We start from the raw sequence: 15,692 nt of genomic DNA, 5'->3' as shown, positions 1-15,692 counted from the left end.
CGCCCTCCAACGCGTCCTTTTCGCCGCGGACTACCATCAGGGGGGAGAGGGGGCCACCGCCCTCCCTCTCCCCCCCCCCCCCCCCTCCCCCCCCCCCCCCCCCCCCCCCCCCCCCACCGCCGTGTCGCCGTCCGCTCGGAACCCGTGGCCGGGCCACCGGGCGGAGACGGCGTCTCACCGGTCGACGTAACTCAGATCGCCCACGCTCCATGCGCTCACGTCCTTGATCGCGACGCGGTACATGCCGCCCGTCTCCGGGATGCCGAGGCTGCCCTGGAGGATCCGGGCGAGATGAAAGTGCAGATGCGTGGGCGCCTCGCCGCGACCGGCCCGCTTCCCTTGCGGGCCGCGGGTGAAGACGTTCGAGAACGGGGCCAGACGGTCGGAGTCCTTCAGGACCTCCGCCACCCGCTCCCGCCACACGGCCTCGGGAGCCAGCCGGCCGGTGATGACGGCGCCGCCGACGACCACGGTCAACGACATCTGATTGCTCCGCTCGGACTCCACCGCGGCGGAGATGGCGACCAGCAGCTCATCAGGGTTCGACATGACAGCAGAGCTTATGCGGCCCGCCCGTACCCGGACCGCCCTCTGGGCCGAAACGGTACGCGCGACAGGAGGCGGCAGCCGCGAGCCGGTGAGGGCCGATCGCGATAGGTTCCTTCGGGGCCCTGACGCCGTACGCCACCGGGACCCCTCGGCGCGTTGCACAGCGAGGTGACATGACATCGGACAATCCTCTGCACGATCGTCTGGATGACGACGACTACCCGGCGTACACGATGGGCCGGGCGGCCGAGATGCTCGGCACCACCCCGGCCTTCCTCCGAGCCATCGGTGAGGCGCGTCTGATCACTCCGCTCCGCTCGGAGGGGGGACACCGCCGGTACTCCCGCTACCAACTGCGCATCGCCGCGCGCGCCCGCGAGCTCGTCGACAAGGGGACCCCGATCGAGGCGGCGTGCCGCATCGTCATCCTCGAGGACCAGCTCGAGGAGGCGAAGCGCATCAACGCCGAGTACCGCCGCGCCGCCGGCGAATCGGCGGGCGGTCCCGGCTCCGGCTGAGCACCCGGACGGGGGCCGTTCCGGAACGCCGTCCTACGGCCGACGGACATACGGCCGGGAAAAGCCGCCGGTCGGGGCGAGGCCGGGTCGGTCCGCGCCGGCATCGGCATCGACCCCTCGCGTGCGCGGAACGCGGCGAAGACGGGCGCACCGGCTCCTCCGCAACCCGCCCGGCGCCCCTCGGCTCCGTGCCCACGGCGGGCGACCACGGGCCGGTTATCCTTCCTTGTCCTGGACAAGTCAGGGAGGCCCCCGCCATGAGCAGCACCACGCCCTTTCCCGAGCGGATCGAGCTCTCAGGGGAAGGGCTCGTTCTCCGCGACTGGACGGAGGCGGACCTGGCCGCGATGCCGGAGCTGTTCGACCACCCCGACATCGCGTACTGGACACCGATCGTCTCCCCCTTCGACGAAGCGGCCGCCCGCGCACGACTGCACCGGGACCGGCAGCTTCGGGCCGAGGGCACGGCCATCCTGCTCGCCATCACCGTCGACGGCGGCGCACCGCTCGGCGAGGTGATGCTGCGGCGTGCCCCCGAGGGCACGGAGCTCGGCTACGCGGTCGGCCCGGCCCACCGCGGCCAGGGGCTGGCGGCACGGGCGGTGCGGGTGATGGCCGCGTACGCCTTCGAGCAGCTCGGCGCGGAGCAGGTGATCCTGGAGCTGGAAGCCGAGAACTCCGCCAGCGTCGCCGTGGCCACCAAGGCCGGCTTCAGACTGCTCGACGTGCCGCTGATCAGGGGTGAGGAGAAGGGGCGGCCCTACGCCCTGCAGACGTGGGGTCTGGACCGCCCCTGACCGACCGGCCGCACGCCCCGCTGGAGCCCTGCCCGCCTCCGGACCCGCTCGACGTCCGGCCTCCGCGTCCGCTTCAGGCATCACCGGCAGCGCTCTCGGCCCGGTCCACCAGGTCCACGCCCCGGGCCGGCGACGGCGGCCGTCCGCGAGCCGGCTCCTGACGGTCCACGAGTTTCGAATGGTCGGTGTCGGGGAGCCAGTCGCGCTGCGGTCGGTACTCCAGCCAGCGCCGGGTACGGCCGGTTTCGGTGAAGCCGCGCAGCAGGGTGTCGAGCAGCGGGTGGCGGGACGACTCCCGCCAGGCCAGCGACCACGCGTACAGCGGTGTCGGCTCGACGAGCGGGATGGAGCGCAGCCCCGTGTGGTCCGGCAGCGGCGCGTCGGCGGGGAAGACGGTGAAGCCTCGGGGGTCGGTGCGCACGTGCCGGAGGAGGTGGTCCAGGCCCAGATTGGGGCCGTCGTGCCGCCGCGTGATCCCGAACTCGTCGGCGAAACGGCGCAGGAAGTCCAGGCGGTTCAGTTCGGCCGGGCACACCAGGACGCTGTCGCGCAGGTCGGCCGGGCGCAGTGCACCGGCGTCGGCCAACGGGTGGGACGCGCCGACCACCACGTCGACGGGTTCCAGCCGCACCAGACGCTGGGTGAGTCCCGCATCCCGGCCGTCGGGCAGCGGGTGCACGCGACCGAAGCCCAGGTCCGTGTCGCCGCGCGACAGCGCGTGTGCGACTGACGGCCAGTCACGTCCCGGGCCCGGCTCCCACCGCACCGCGCCGAGCCTCCGTACCGCCTCCGCGACCGTGCGCATCGGCGCGTACAGATGACCCCACGTGTCGATCCGGACGACCGGGCCGGCGCCCGTCACCGCCGCGATCGCCCGCTCGCCCGCCGCGAGCGCCTCGCGCGCGGCCGGCAGGAACCGCTCCCCCGCCTCGCTCAGCCGGGTGCCGCCCTGGCGCTCGAAGAGCCGCACGCCCAGCAACTCCTCCAGCCGCGCGATGCGTTTGGACAGCGCCTGCTGACTGGTGTTCAGCTCCTCGGCGGCCCGCCCGAAGTGCAGTGTCCCGGCGGTCGCGACAAAGGCGCGGACCAGGGCGAGGTCAAGGTCCATGCCGCCGACCCTAAGCGACAACCCCACGTTGTCGGTCAGGCGAGCGGGTTGTTGGCCGGGTCGCCCCTCCACACGGTCGGATGGTCCTGCAAGCCGCGCCGAGGAACGGCCGCGGGCCACCGAGGAGATGACCACGATGAAAGCCTTCGTACCGACCGGAGATCCCGCCGAGCCGGTCGTGCTCGCCGACGTCCCCGAACCGACGCCGCGCCCCAACGAGGCGCTGGTGAAGGTCGAGGCGTTCTCGGTCAATCGGGGCGAGACGTTCAAGCTGGAGAAGCCCGTCCCCGGCGCGCGCCCCGGCAAGGACATCGCGGGCCTGGTGGTGCAGCCGGCCGCCGACGGCAGCGGGCCGTCCGGGATCACGCGGGTCGTGGGCCATCCCATGGGGGGCGGCTGGGCGGAGTACGTGGCGGTGCCTACCGACGCGCTCGCCGAGCTGCCGGACAGCGTGTCGGTGCTCCAGGGCGCGGCGCTGCCGCTGGCCGGTCTCACCGCGCTGCGGCTGTTGCGCGCTGCCGGACCCGTGCTGGGCCGGCGGATACTGCTGACCGGTGCCTCGGGGGGCGTGGGCCACTTCGTCACCGAACTCGCGGCCGCCGCCGGGGCTCAGGTCACCGCCGTGACCGGGAACGCCGCACGCGGGGCCCGGCTTGCCGACCTCGGCGCCGCCGAGATCGTCCACGACGTCGCCGACGCCCGCGGTCCGTACGGCGTCGTGCTGGAGTCGACCGGCGGACCGGCCCTCCCCCTCGCCCTCGCGCGGCTCGCCAGGCGCGGCACGCTGATCTGGTTCGGGCAGGCAAGCCGGACACCGGCGACGCTCGACTTCTTCGACTTCTTCACCGGCCCCGAATCGGCTGTCATCCGCCACTTCCACTACCTCGACGCCGACACCCGCCTCGACGACGACCTCGCGGCACTCGTCCGGCTGACCGCCGAAGGCCGCCTGCACCCCGAGATCGGCCGCGTCACGGACTGGGCCGACACCGCGACCACCCTCACCGACCTGCGCGACCGCCGCATCCGCGGCAAGGCCGTCCTCACCCTGTCCTGATCCGCGCCGGAACATCCGGACGCGGGAACAACCGAAGGAGCACGCCCATGACCACCAGCGACGCGAGGGCCGTCGTCATCCGCTACGTCGAGGCCGTCCGCGACGGTGACGCCGACGTCATCCACGACAGCTTCTCCGCAGACGCGACCTGGCACTACCCGGGCGACCTGCCCGTCTCCAAGGTGTGGCACGGCCGCGACGCGATCATCAACGAGTTCCTCGGCGGCATGGGAACGGTCTTCGTCCCCGGCACCGTGGACATCGAACTGGTCAGCACGATCGCCGAGGGCGACCGCGTGGTGGCCGAATGGACCTCCAAGGCCACGACCGTGTACGGCGGCGCCTACGACAATCGCTGCATCGGCATCTACACGGTCCGCGACGGCAAGATCGTCTCCGTCGTCGAATACGCCGACACGCGGCACGTGGCCGCGACGCTCTTCCCCGGCCATGACGCCCAGCGGCCCGCCGGCGCCGAGTGAGCCACGCCCGGCGCGAGCGCCTGGGTCTCCTGGCGCTCGCGTACGCCGCGGACACCGCCCCGGTACGTGATTCAGGCTGCTTCGGGTTGCAATTCGGGTTGCCGCGGTGGGGCGGTCTTCCGTTCCCACGACGTGGTGGTCCGTGCGTAGCCGTGGACCACTGAGGTCACCGCCAGAAGGACGAGTGGTCCGGACAGCCACGGGTGTTCGGCCATCTGCACCGGCAGATAGCGGTATGCGGCCAGGAGCGCGGCGAAGACCGATGCACCGTGAACGACGAGCCGGATCCCCGATCGTTCCCAGCCGCGGTCCAGCGAGCGCAGAGCTGCCTCGATCGTGACTGCGAACACCATGCCGGCAGCGAGATCCGCGCCGTAGTGGAAGCCGAATCCGAGGGTTGCGGTGAGCGTGGCGATCAGCCAGAAGGTGCCTGCGTACCGCAGGATCCGTGGGCCCTTGCGGGAATGCATGAAGATCGCGGTGGCCCACGCCGTGTGCAGGCTGGGCATGCAGTTGCGCGGGGTGGTCTGGTCGAACGGCATCGGGTGCGGGGTGCCGATCGGCGGCGGCGTGTGCGGCCACAGGTCGGACACCGCCCAGTGCGCCGTGGGCGGCGTTGCCGGCCACAGGTCGGCCCACGCCCAGTGGTCGTTGCCGGTGCCGTAGGCGTAGAGCGGGCCGACCACCGGGAAGATCATGTAGACGGCCGGACCGACGAGGCCGATCACCAGGAAGGTGCGCACCAGGTGGTGGCCCGGGAAGCGGCGCTCGACCGCCACGTTGCGCAGTTGGTACAGCGCGACGACGACGGCGGCCACCGCGAGCTGGGCGTAGACGTAGTTGAGGGCATGGGCGCCGATCGAGCCGGTGGCCGTGACCATCCGACCCACCAGCCACGACGGATTGCCCAGCGCGTGATCGGCGGTCGCCACGTACTGGTCGAGCACCGCCGGGCGGGTCTTCGACGTGATCAGCAGCCAGGTGTCACCGGTCTTGCGGCCCACCACCAGCAGCAGTCCCAGCCCGACGCCCTTCAGCATCAGGACACGGTCCGGGCCTGTGCGTCGCGTGACGGCGATGACCGCACAGCCCACGATCACCCACAGAGCACCGTTGCCGAAGGGGTGGCCTTCGGTCACCCTGACACCGGCCAGCCACCGCACGAGGAAGAAGGCGACGTCGATGCCGATCGCGGCGCCGGCCGCCACGAACCGTTCCCGCCGGGTGAGCACCACCATCGTCAACGCCAGGCTGGCGTACAACAAGAAGCCCGATTTGGGCGGGAATATCAGCTCCCGTATCTGACAGGCGACCGGCCCCGGCAGGCCGTAGCGGCGCGCGACGATCTCCAGCGTGAGGAGCAGTCCAAGGGACACCACAACCGCTGCGGCCCACAGTATCGCCCGTGGTCGACGCCACGCGGAGAACGCAATTCCGCATTTTATTCGCGAAAACAGTCGCGATGCTATCGATCTCAATAACTCGGCCCGATTGTTTGGATGTCGGTCAAATGGGGGTTGCTTTTCGTGCTGGATGGCATGGTTTTCCGGTGACGGACGGGCGGTCGGCATTCATCCTGAGTTCGAACATGTTATCGGAGTCGCGCGGACGGGACGGGCGGTCACGGCAGTTCGGCCGTGACCCGGAGCCGTGACCCGGAGCCGTGACGGGGAGCCGTGATCGGCAGCCGTGATCGGCAGCCGCGATCGGGATCAGCGGACCCACCAGGTCAGCACCGCGGTCACCAGGAACACGACGACCGCCGCAAGCCAGACCACCGGACGTGTCGGCCCCGAGGGCCCGGCCGGCGCCTCCTCCCGCCCTCCCCGTGACAGCAGGGCATCCGCGAACTCCCGCGCCGTTTGCGGTCGGCGCTCGGGATCCAGGGACAGCGCGGCACGCAGGAGCGTGTCGATGCCGTTCGGCACCTCCAGCTCCCTCGGGATCGTCGGCGCCGAAGACGTCGCCGCCTGCCCTGCCGCAAGGACCGCACGACCGCCCGAACCGAACGGCTTGTGTCCGGTCAACAGTTCGAACGTGACGACTCCGAGGGCGTACACATCGGCTCGGCCGTCGAAACCGCCGGTCTGGAAGGCCTGCTCGGGCGCCATGTAGGCGGGAGTTCCCGTGGTCACGGTCAACCCCGACGCGTCGGCGAGTTGCTTCGCGCTGCCGAGGTCCGCGACGAGCACGGCAGGGGGCGTGCGGCTCGTGTCGACCAGGAGGTTCGACGGCTTGATGTCGCGGTGGACGACGCCTGCCTCATGGAGCACCTGAACCGCGTATCCGGCCTCGGCCGCCAGACGGAGCGCCTCCGCGGGCCGGCAGTGCCCGATCCTCTCGGCCAGTGTGCCGCCTCGGACGTAGTCCATGACGAAATAGGGCCGGTCGTCCTGGACACCGACGTCGTGAACTCGTACGACACGCGGGCTCGAGATCCTGCGGAGCAGCCTCGCCTCCGCCAGAAAGCGCTGTCGAACATCGGCGTTCGACGCCCAGTTGTCCGCGAGCACCTTGACCGCGACATCCGTGTCGAGCTCGGGATCGTATGCTTTCCAGACGGTCGCGAACGAACCGGCTCCCAGTCTGTCGTCGAGGAGGTAACGACCTAGCTTCCGCATGCGGCGACATTGTGCCCGAGGCGATGGGCTGGGAACGCGTCGGTGCGGCCGAGGGGATGCGGGGCCGGACGCCGACGGGGGGAATCAGGGTGACCGAAGAGGATGAGCTGACACGGCTTGTGGCGGCTGCCCAGGCGGGTGACCGGGCGTCCCTGGAGCGGCTCCTCGTCAGGCTCCGGCCCGCGGTCATGCGCCGCTGCTCCAGGTTCCTCCCGCACCACGCCGACGCCGAAGAGGCCGCGCAGGACGCCCTGCTGTCCATCAGCACGCACCTGCACGAGTACACCGGGCGGGGCTCGTTCCTCGGGTGGGTGACGGTGATCGCCTCGAACGCCGCCCGGTCCACGTACCGCTCGATGCGCCGGCGCGCGGAGGACAGTCACGCGGTCCTTCCCGAGGGTGCCGACCCCCGGACGACGAGCGTCATCGCGGGGACCCGCCTGGACCTGATGGAGTCGCTGGCCGCGCTCGAGGAACGGCACCCGGCCCTGGTGGAGTCCTTCGTGCTGCGCGACCTCGGAGACCTGACCTACCTTCAGGTCGCCGAGATCACCGGTGCTCCCCTGGGCACGGTCAAGGACCGCATCCACCAGGCTCGTCGTTTCATGCGGGACCGCCTCGGCCATGGCTTCTGAGGCGTCCCGGCTCCCCTCGCCCGACCGGCATCGGCATGACCAGGGGCCGGGAGGTGCCGCCGTGCGGGCTCGGACGGTCGTCGTCGTCCTGGCGGCAGCCGCCGGACTCGGCCTGCTGACCGGCCGGTTCGTCCTGCCCGCTCGCTCCGCTCCGGCCACCCCCACGGTGACGCCGGACGCTTCGGCGTCCTCGCCGGGCAACGGCTCTCCCGCGCCGAAGCCCGCCGGCGGACCCATGACGGACCGGCACTTGCTGGCAGCGGCCGAGTTCCGGAAGGTGGGGATCTCCCGGCGCATCTACGTGCGGGACCGGGTCGGAGACGGTCAGTACGCCAACGCGGCCTGCACCGGGGAGAAGACCCTCGGCGAGACCTTGGGAGGGTCGGACGCACACTTCCGCGGGCTGGTGACGACCACGCACACGGACGCCAGTGACCCCACCCTGGCGGAGAACATCGAGGACCAGGTCGCGCGCGAGGTCGCCGACGACGCCCGAACCCCGGCATTGGCGGAGAACTACGCCCAGCGCCTGCTGCTGGAGGAAGTGCCGTGCCAGACCGAACCGGCCGGCCACTGGGTCTACGGGCCGACGCACACGGTCGATGTCGCTCCGGGCATCACCGCGAGCTGGCTGGGCACCTACGAGGGTGATCTGAACACCGCAGGGACCGCACCACGGGGGAAGGAGGCGTGCGGAGGCGTCGCCATACTCCGGAACGGCTCCCACTACGGGGTCCTGGAGGTCGACGCCTGCCTGGGCACGGCGGCGATGACGCGGATCGTTCGTGCGGCCGTGACACAGCTCTGAGACCGCCCCGACCCCGTCGGCAGACGTGATGTGGCTCACACCGATCGCGGCGGATCCCCATCCAACATCTCCCGCACCTGCGGCATCTCCCTGGTGTACGGCGACGCGAACCGCGTCGCGACCAGACAGGAGACGAGATGTTCGACAACCAAGCAGCCGGCAGGAAGTCCTCGCGCCTCGGTCGTACCGCAGGAGCAGCGGCCTTGCTCGGTGCCGCCCTGGGCGCGGTCGTCATCGGCACGCAGCCCGCGGCCGCCGACGCGCACACCGGCTCGCCGAACCGGCCGGCGACCGCGGCGACCGGCACGGCGGCCGGGCACGGCCTGGGCACCGGCAATCTGATGCAGCGTGCAGACTTCTTCCAGCAGGGCCTGGCCCCGGTCGGCTCGACGGTGGGCACCACCGGGACACAGGCCCTCTCGGCGTGCTCGGGCGAGGAGACGATGCGCACGCTCACCATGGGGAAGGCCGCGGCCTACGCCGACGTGACCTGGACCTTCGACACCAAGGACACCTTGCTGACCGAATCCGTCGCAGACGGTTCCACCGACACGTCCGCGGCCTCGTACGAGAAGCAGCTCGACAAGCTGGTGCGCGGCTGCCAGGACGAGCCGGCCGGTCACTGGTACTACGGCAAGGGACACACGCTCACCGTCAAGACCGGCGAGGGCAGGTGGTACCCGGCCTTCAGCGGCGACGGCAGAGTCACCGGCGGTGTCGCGGTGATCCGCAGCGGCCACAGGTTCGGCATCGTGGAACTCTCCGGCCAGCCCAGCGACGACCCCGGCTACATGGAAGGCATCGCGGCCGCCGCCGTCAACCGGCTGGCCCGCTGATCCCGTCGGGCCGCGGCCCGCTTCCCGCGCTGCCCCGCGGGGCGTGCCCAGCGGGGCGGCGGACGGTAGTGGAGGCCGCGCCGGACACCGCCTTGGCGACTGCCGGCCGAGTGGACTGCCCGGTGCGGTTCCTCAGGGCCGGGCTTGCGCGATGAGCACGGCGACGTCGTCCTCGCCGCCGGGTGATCGGAGGATGTCCAGGAGGCGGTCGCAGACCTCCCCCAGGTCCGGGCCGCGCAGCTCGGTGAGGGCGGCCAGAAGGGCGTCCAGGCGGGCGTCGATGGCCTCGCTCCGGGTTTCGACCAGGCCGTCGGTGTAGAGGACGAGCCGGTCGCCGGGGCGGAAGGCGATGGTGGTGGTCTCGAAGGGGACGCCTCCGACACCCAGCGGCACGCCGGTGGGCAGATCGAGGAGCTCCGCCGGCCGGCCGGGACACAGCAGGGCGGGGGGCAGGTGGCCGGCGAGGCTGATGTGGCACCGGCCCTCCTGCGGGTCGTAGACGCAGTAGACGCAGGTGGCGATGGTCTGCTGGACGCTCTCGGTCAGGTGGTCGAGATGGCGGAGGGCCTCGTCGGGGGCGAGGTCGAGTTCGGCGAAGGCGCGGGTGGCGCTGCGGAGCTGGCCCATGGTGGCGGCGGCGTTGATGCCGCTGCCCATGACGTCGCCGACGACGAGGGCGGTCCTGCCCGCGTGCAGGGGTATGGCGTCGTACCAGTCGCCGCCGACCTCGCTGGTGGCGCCGGCGGGCTGGTAGCGGCAGGCGATCTGCAGGCCGGGCAGGAGTGACGGGGGCTCGGGGAGCAGGCTGCGCTGCAGGGTGAGGGCCGCTTCGCGCTGGGCCTGGTACCCGCGGGCGTTGTCGATGCACACCGCGGCGCGGGAGGCCACCTCGCCGGCGAGGAAGACGTCGTCGTCGTCGAAGGGCGCGGGGTTGTGGGTGCGTTTGAGGGCGACGGCGCCGAGGACTTCCCCGCGGGCCACGAGCGGTACGGCCAGGTAGGAGTGCACACCGGCCGCCGCGAGGAGGGCGGCGGCCTCGCTGTCGCGGGCGATCCGCCGCAGGTCGCCGGCAGAGGTGTGGGGCACCAGGACCGGTTGGCGGGTGCGCACGCACCGGGTGACCAGACGGTCGCTTCCGTACGTGGCGATTCCCCCGGGCGGGTCGACCGCGCGGACCGCCTCCGCCGGATGGACCGCGCCGACGGCGAGGACGCGGAAGCTCGCCGGACCCGCGTCCGGCACGGCGCGCCCGGAGAGCAGGCTCTGGGTCACGTCCACGGTGACCATGTCGGCCAGATCCGGTACGAGGGCCTCGGCCAGCTCATGCGCCGTCGTTTCCAGATCGAGGGTGGTGCCCACGGAGGCGGAGACCTTGGCGATCAGGGCCAGGCGCTGCCGTGCCTGCGCCGCTTCGGTCGCGGCTCGGTGCCGCTCGGTGATGTCGATGACGAAATACGCGATGCCGAGCACCCGCCCGGCGGAATCCTCCAGCCGGTAGTAGGAGACGGACCAGGCGTGGTCCCGGTCGGGGTCGCCGGGGGGACGGCAGACGATGTGCCGGTCCACGACCGGTTCGCCCGTCTGCAGGACACGGCGGAAACGCGTCTCGACGTTCCCGGTGTCCAGGAAGGTCAGGACCTCGCCGGCCGTCCGGCCGACCCGTTCGGCGGCGGGCAGGCCGGTGATGCGTTCGAGAGCCGGATTCACGGTCACGTAGCGCAGGTCCGTGTCCAGGATGGCCAGCCCGATCGGGGACTGGGACACCAGGCGCGTGGACAGGGCGACGTCCCGCTCGACCCGCCGCACGGTCGCCTGGTCCGCGGCCAGGCCCAGGGCGTAGGTGTCACCGAGGTCGTCCAGCAGCCGCATGTTGCGGAACTCCACCAGGCGGGTGCTGCCGTCCTTGTGCCGGATCGGGAACGCCCCGGCCCAGTCGGCACCGGACTCCATGACCTGGGCGAAAAGCTTGATCACCTCGTCCCAGTGCTCCTCGTGGACCATCAGCCGCGCTGCGTACCGGCCCAGCGCCTCCTGCGCCGTGTAGCCGAACAGCTCCTCGGCCTGAGGGCTCCAGAACACCACCCGGCCCCTCGTGTCCAGCACCACCGCGGCGACACTCAGCCGGTCGAGCAGGCCGCTGGGCGGCACGGCGGGGCCGGCCGCCGGCCGGTCCCGGTCTGCCCGCGAGGAGTCCGCCCTGCCCATGCGCCGACCTCCGTCCCACTCGGTGCCACGGCTCGCACCGCGGCGTGGCCGCTGCCTTCCTTCATAGTCGCCCCGGACCCGGGCGGCACATCCTGAACGGGCCGGCGGACCCGCACCGCACCTGATGTCCCGGCGGGCGAGGACGTGGCTCCCATCGGCGTGCCGTCACTGTCCGATCCGCCGTCCGTGCCGTTTCATGGAGCCGATCACGGCGGACACGAGGGCGGTCAGGGCGAGGCTCGCCGCCATCAGCAACCCCACGCCGACCACGAACAGGCCCTCGGCGTCGTCCGACCAGTCGTAGTAGGCGGCAGCGGTCAGGCCCGCCGTGGTGCCGAGCACGGCGGCCGCGACGTGACGCCGGGACGCCGCCCAGTACACCGGTACCAGCAGAGTCAGCACCAGCCCGATCACCTGCCACGCCTCGTACGGGCCGGTCGTCGTACCGTCGGGGTGCACGTCGCGGTGCTGGTCCCAGCCCAGCCAGGCAGCCCACGCCGCCGACGACACCCCGGTCATCAGAAGGATCCGCACCAGCGGCGGAACGGGTTTCGGTAGTCCTTGGCGCATGGCCCCATCGTTCGCGCCGCACCCCGGCACCGGCAGAGCGCACGTACTCATCTCCACCCGAGTACGTGCGTCCAGGCCGTGAGGGGCCGGCCGACGTACCGGCCCACGCACAGCGGTCAAGGGACGCCGCCTGGCGCGGGAGTCCGCTCGCCGGGCGGCGCCGACCGGGCCGGGTGCGCCGCCGGTACGGCGCCGGCGGGGCACCCGGGAGTCCACGGCCGGGGACTTCCGCTGTGCGGGTCAGGCCGGCACCTTGACCTGAGGCCCCGCCGGGGCCTGCTCCCGCACGACGCGGCGGCGCCGGGTCGGCATCCCGAGCGTCGGGTTGGCGACGCTCCAGGCCGCGCCCGCGCAGACCACTTCCTTGTAGACGGCGGCGAGCCGTCCCGTCAGAGCCGCCCGGACGGCGCGGTCGTCCGCGGTGACGTACTGGATCAGGCCTTCCCTGCGGCCCAGTGAGATGCACTGGTTGAAGTAACGCAGCGGGATCTTCGGGAGCTTCCCGCCGGTCAGGCGGGCCGCGATGGCGTCGGCGGCCTGCCATGCGGAGGGGGTGCCGGAGGCGCACGACATGCGCAGCGGCTTGCCGCCGGCGCCCATCGCCATCGCCGCGTCGCCGATGGCGTACACGTCGGGGTGCGAGACCGAGCGCATGGTCCCGTCGACCACGATCCGGCCCGTGTCGGTGACCTCCAAGGTGGTGGCCTGCGCGATCGGGTGGACGGCGAAGCCGGTGGTCCACACCGTGACCGCGGCCGGGATGGAGCCCCCGTCGGCGGTGGTGACGCGGTCGGCCTCGACGGCGGTGACGACGGCGTGTTCGTGCACGGTGATGCCGAGCTTGCCGAAGACCTTCCGCAGGTGCCGGCGGCCCTTGGGCGAGAGCCAGTCGCCGAGGCCGCCGCGGGCGGCCAGGGCGACGTCGAGGTCCGGGCGGGCCTCGGCGATCTCGGTCGCGGCCTCCAGGCCGGTGAGGCCGCCGCCGACCACGACGACGGGCTCCCCGGCGTCCAGCGCCGCCAGGCGCTCGCGCAGCCGGAGCGCTCCGGGGCGGCCGGCGATCTCGTGGGCGTGCTCGGCGGTGCCGGGCACGCCCTGGTGGTCCCAGCCGCTGCCGAGGGCGTACACGAGGGTGTCATACCGGAGTTCCTCGACCGTCGGCTCCCCGGCGGCGTGCGCGTCGGCGAGGGTGACCGTCCTGCGGTCGACGTCGACGCCGGTGACCTTCGCCAGCTTCAGTTCGACGCCGGTGCCCGCGAACATCTCGTCGAAGGGCCGGGACTTGAGGTCCTGGCCGACCGCGAGCTGGTGCATCCGGACGCGCTCGACGAAGTCGGGTTCGGCGTTGACGAGGGTGATGGCGACGTCGTCGCGGTGCAGCCGCTTGGCGAGGCGCCCGGCGGCGATGGCCCCGGTGTATCCGGCTCCGAGGACGACGATGCGGTGCTGCATGTCCCTGCTCCTGTCTTCAGCGGATTCGCCCCTTGAACCGGGCGGCCCGCCGTTTCCTGACAGGAACACGGTGTGAAGCACATCACACGGCGTCAGAAGACGTGGAGCAGGGGTTCACCGTGGTCCGCGGCCGCCCACCACCGGTTCGCGCGCTCGAGCTTGTCGGGGTTGACCTGGTTGCGGAACGCGGCGATGCCCTCGGCGGTCACCTCCAGGCACATGACGCCGACGACCCGGCCGTCGACGACCGCCACGAGCGCGGGGCCGCCGTTGGCGGTCGTGGCGTAGAGCCCGGGTGAGCCGCCGGCCAGGTCGCGCTTGGCCTGGCTCGGTTTGAACAGCCCCCGCATGAACTTCGCGACCGCGAGGGCACCCTCGAACGCCTTGGCACGGGCGGGGACCTTTCCGCCGCCGTCGCCGATCGCGATCGCGTCCTGGGTGAGCAGCCGGAGCAGCGGCTCGGTCCGGCCGCTGGTGGCGGCCGCGAGGAATTCGTCGACGATCCGCCGGGCGGCGGCCTCGTCGATCTCGGTGCGGGCCTTGCCGTCCGCGACGTGCTTCTTGGCGCGGTGGAAGGTCTGCTGGCTGGCGGCCTCGGTGATGTCGAGGATCTCGGCGATCTCCCGGTGCGGGTAGTCGAAGGCCTCCCGCAGCACGTACACCGCCCGCTCGCCCGGGGACAGGCGCTCCAGCAGGGCGAGGACCGCGTACGAGACCGATTCGCGCTGTTCGGCGGTGTCGGCCGGGCCCAGCATCGGGTCCCCGGCGAGCAGCGGCTCGGGGAGCCATTGACCCACGTAGGTCTCGCGGCGCGCGCGGGCCGAGGTGAGCTGGTTGAGGCACAGGTTGGTGAGCACCTTCGTCAGCCAGGCCTCGGGGACCTCGATGTGCTCGACGTCGGCGGCCTGCCAGCGCAGAAAGGTGTCCTGCACGGCGTCCTCGGCCTCGCTCGCGGAGCCGAGGAGACGGTAGGCGATGGCCTCCAGGCGGGGCCTGGACGCCTCGAACCGTTCCACGTCGTTCAGGGTCAGGGCCATGGCCCGGATCCTAGTGCCCGGGCAGGCGATGGTCGCCCCTGCGACGGCCGATGCACGGCGGCCTGCGCCGCCCGACCGGTGCACCCTCCGTCCGGCAGAGGAACCCGGGCGGCCGTGCCGGGGCGACGATCGCCGTGCCGGGCGGCCGTGCCGGGGCGACGATCGTCGCGCTCGACACGCCCTCGGCCCCGCGTCCTGACGAACTCGTCACCGATCCGGAAACCGTCTCAGAACGCGCGGAACTCCTCGAAGGGCGGCTCGAACGGGGGATCAGGCAAGCGGAAGGCCTTGCAGCGAGCCCGTGGTGGGGGGCCCGAAGGGGCGTCGGCCGTCGTCGCGGCTTCGCCCGGGAAGGCGTCGGGAATCACCGTCCACCCCAGGTTCCGCTCGTAGTAGTGCGCGGCGGTGCGCACCGACGGTGCCCAGTCGTCGTCGATCACGATCAGCCCGCCGGGCCGAACGATCTTCCGCAGGAAGTAGAGATCGACGAAGACCTCATGGAACCGGTGACTGCCGTCCACGAACGCCGCGTCGGCGACGAGCCCCTCGGTGAGGAGTTGCGGGAGCGCGATCGACGAAGGAGTCGGCAGGAGTGAGGCGATCGAGTCGAGCCCGGCGGAGCACAGCAGGTCCCAGCCGGCGTTGGACCACTCCCGTTCTTGAAACGGATCGATGATGACGTGCCGGGGGTGCGGCGGATCCACGGTGATCAGCGCCTCCCCGATCGCCAGTGCGGAACTGGCGTACGCGAGACCGACCTCCACCACCGTCTGCGCACCCTCGGAGACCAGCAGGTCGCGCAACTGGTCGCATTGCCGTTCGGGCACCGTGACCGTCTCGAAGTCCGCCTCGCGGCCCCGCGTCCACGGCGGCCCCTCCCGCGCGAGCCGACGCCGTACCTCGCGGACCCGCGCCCTGCGCTCATGCGTCTGCACCGTGCCGACCACCCCTCCACACCGTCGACGGAGATGCGTCCCACGTCAGCGTAGAAACAAGTCAGTTGGAACCGGAACCCCG

Annotated in this window: 16 protein-coding genes; 7 read left to right on the top strand and 9 right to left on the bottom strand. The window is 72.0% G+C overall.

Annotated elements, in window-relative coordinates; translation table 11 throughout:
- Positions 1-174 precede the first annotated feature (174 nt).
- Positions 175-549, bottom strand: coding sequence for a hypothetical protein (locus ACZ4SW_RS33645; RefSeq protein WP_468252836.1), 375 nt, complete (start codon positions 547-549; stop codon positions 175-177).
- Positions 550-722: 173 nt separating this feature from the next.
- Between ACZ4SW_RS33645 and ACZ4SW_RS33640 the strand changes: the two genes are divergently transcribed.
- Positions 723-1,067, top strand: a complete 345-nt coding sequence (locus ACZ4SW_RS33640) for a helix-turn-helix domain-containing protein (protein ID WP_468252835.1) — start codon at positions 723-725, stop codon at positions 1,065-1,067.
- A gap of 257 nt (positions 1,068-1,324) precedes the next feature.
- Positions 1,325-1,864: a GNAT family N-acetyltransferase gene (locus tag ACZ4SW_RS33635; protein ID WP_468252833.1), complete on the top strand. Its 540-nt coding sequence runs from the start codon at positions 1,325-1,327 to the stop codon at positions 1,862-1,864.
- A 73-nt stretch (positions 1,865-1,937) separates the two neighbouring features.
- Here the strand turns inward: ACZ4SW_RS33635 and ACZ4SW_RS33630 are convergent, their stop codons facing one another.
- The gene (locus tag ACZ4SW_RS33630) at positions 1,938-2,972 is read right to left on the bottom strand and encodes a LysR family transcriptional regulator (RefSeq protein ID WP_468252832.1); all 1,035 of its coding nucleotides are present in this window, start codon (positions 2,970-2,972) and stop codon (positions 1,938-1,940) included.
- Between the two features lie 136 nt (positions 2,973-3,108).
- Here ACZ4SW_RS33630 and ACZ4SW_RS33625 point away from each other — a divergent pair, with 136 nt between their 5' ends.
- On the top strand, positions 3,109-4,029 hold the full coding sequence (locus ACZ4SW_RS33625) for a zinc-binding dehydrogenase (protein WP_468252877.1): 921 nt from the start codon (positions 3,109-3,111) through the stop codon (positions 4,027-4,029).
- Between the two features lie 47 nt (positions 4,030-4,076).
- The gene (locus tag ACZ4SW_RS33620) at positions 4,077-4,511 is read left to right on the top strand and encodes a nuclear transport factor 2 family protein (protein WP_468252830.1); all 435 of its coding nucleotides are present in this window, start codon (positions 4,077-4,079) and stop codon (positions 4,509-4,511) included.
- A 71-nt stretch (positions 4,512-4,582) separates the two neighbouring features.
- Here ACZ4SW_RS33620 and ACZ4SW_RS33615 read toward each other — a convergent pair whose 3' ends face one another.
- Both ACZ4SW_RS33615 and ACZ4SW_RS33610 read right to left on the bottom strand, forming a co-directional pair.
- Positions 4,583-5,911: a phosphatase PAP2 family protein gene (locus ACZ4SW_RS33615; RefSeq protein WP_468252876.1), complete on the bottom strand. Its 1,329-nt coding sequence runs from the start codon at positions 5,909-5,911 to the stop codon at positions 4,583-4,585.
- 312 nt (positions 5,912-6,223) lie between these two features.
- Positions 6,224-7,132, bottom strand: coding sequence for a serine/threonine-protein kinase (locus ACZ4SW_RS33610; RefSeq protein WP_468252829.1), 909 nt, complete (start codon positions 7,130-7,132; stop codon positions 6,224-6,226).
- Between the two features lie 89 nt (positions 7,133-7,221).
- Between ACZ4SW_RS33610 and ACZ4SW_RS33605 the strand changes: the two genes are divergently transcribed.
- The 3 genes from ACZ4SW_RS33605 (at position 7,222) to ACZ4SW_RS33595 (ending at position 9,411) form a co-directional block, all read left to right on the top strand.
- Positions 7,222-7,767 (top strand): RNA polymerase sigma factor, encoded by a 546-nt coding sequence (locus tag ACZ4SW_RS33605; protein ID WP_468252828.1) that lies wholly within the window; start codon positions 7,222-7,224, stop codon positions 7,765-7,767.
- 61 nt (positions 7,768-7,828) lie between these two features.
- Positions 7,829-8,575, top strand: a complete 747-nt coding sequence (locus ACZ4SW_RS33600) for a hypothetical protein (RefSeq protein WP_468252826.1) — start codon at positions 7,829-7,831, stop codon at positions 8,573-8,575.
- A 137-nt stretch (positions 8,576-8,712) separates the two neighbouring features.
- A complete protein-coding gene (locus ACZ4SW_RS33595; RefSeq protein ID WP_468252825.1) occupies positions 8,713-9,411 on the top strand; it encodes a hypothetical protein in 699 nt (232 codons plus the stop codon).
- Between the two features lie 132 nt (positions 9,412-9,543).
- Here ACZ4SW_RS33595 and ACZ4SW_RS33590 read toward each other — a convergent pair whose 3' ends face one another.
- From ACZ4SW_RS33590 to ACZ4SW_RS33570, 5 genes are all read right to left on the bottom strand, one after another.
- Positions 9,544-11,616, bottom strand: coding sequence for a SpoIIE family protein phosphatase (locus ACZ4SW_RS33590; RefSeq protein ID WP_468252824.1), 2,073 nt, complete (start codon positions 11,614-11,616; stop codon positions 9,544-9,546).
- 165 nt (positions 11,617-11,781) lie between these two features.
- On the bottom strand, positions 11,782-12,186 hold the full coding sequence (locus ACZ4SW_RS33585) for a hypothetical protein (RefSeq protein ID WP_468252822.1): 405 nt from the start codon (positions 12,184-12,186) through the stop codon (positions 11,782-11,784).
- Positions 12,187-12,426: 240 nt separating this feature from the next.
- Entirely contained in the window at positions 12,427-13,638 is a 1,212-nt protein-coding gene (locus tag ACZ4SW_RS33580; RefSeq protein WP_468252821.1) for an NAD(P)/FAD-dependent oxidoreductase, read from the bottom strand.
- Between the two features lie 92 nt (positions 13,639-13,730).
- Positions 13,731-14,675: an RNA polymerase sigma factor SigJ gene (gene sigJ, locus ACZ4SW_RS33575; protein ID WP_468252820.1), complete on the bottom strand. Its 945-nt coding sequence runs from the start codon at positions 14,673-14,675 to the stop codon at positions 13,731-13,733.
- A 227-nt stretch (positions 14,676-14,902) separates the two neighbouring features.
- The gene (locus ACZ4SW_RS33570) at positions 14,903-15,610 is read right to left on the bottom strand and encodes a class I SAM-dependent methyltransferase (RefSeq protein ID WP_468252818.1); all 708 of its coding nucleotides are present in this window, start codon (positions 15,608-15,610) and stop codon (positions 14,903-14,905) included.
- Between the last annotated feature and the right edge of the window lie 82 nt (positions 15,611-15,692).

The organism is Streptomyces sp. NPDC028331 (assembly GCF_055565775.1).
This window is presented reverse-complemented; position numbering and strand designations above follow the sequence as displayed.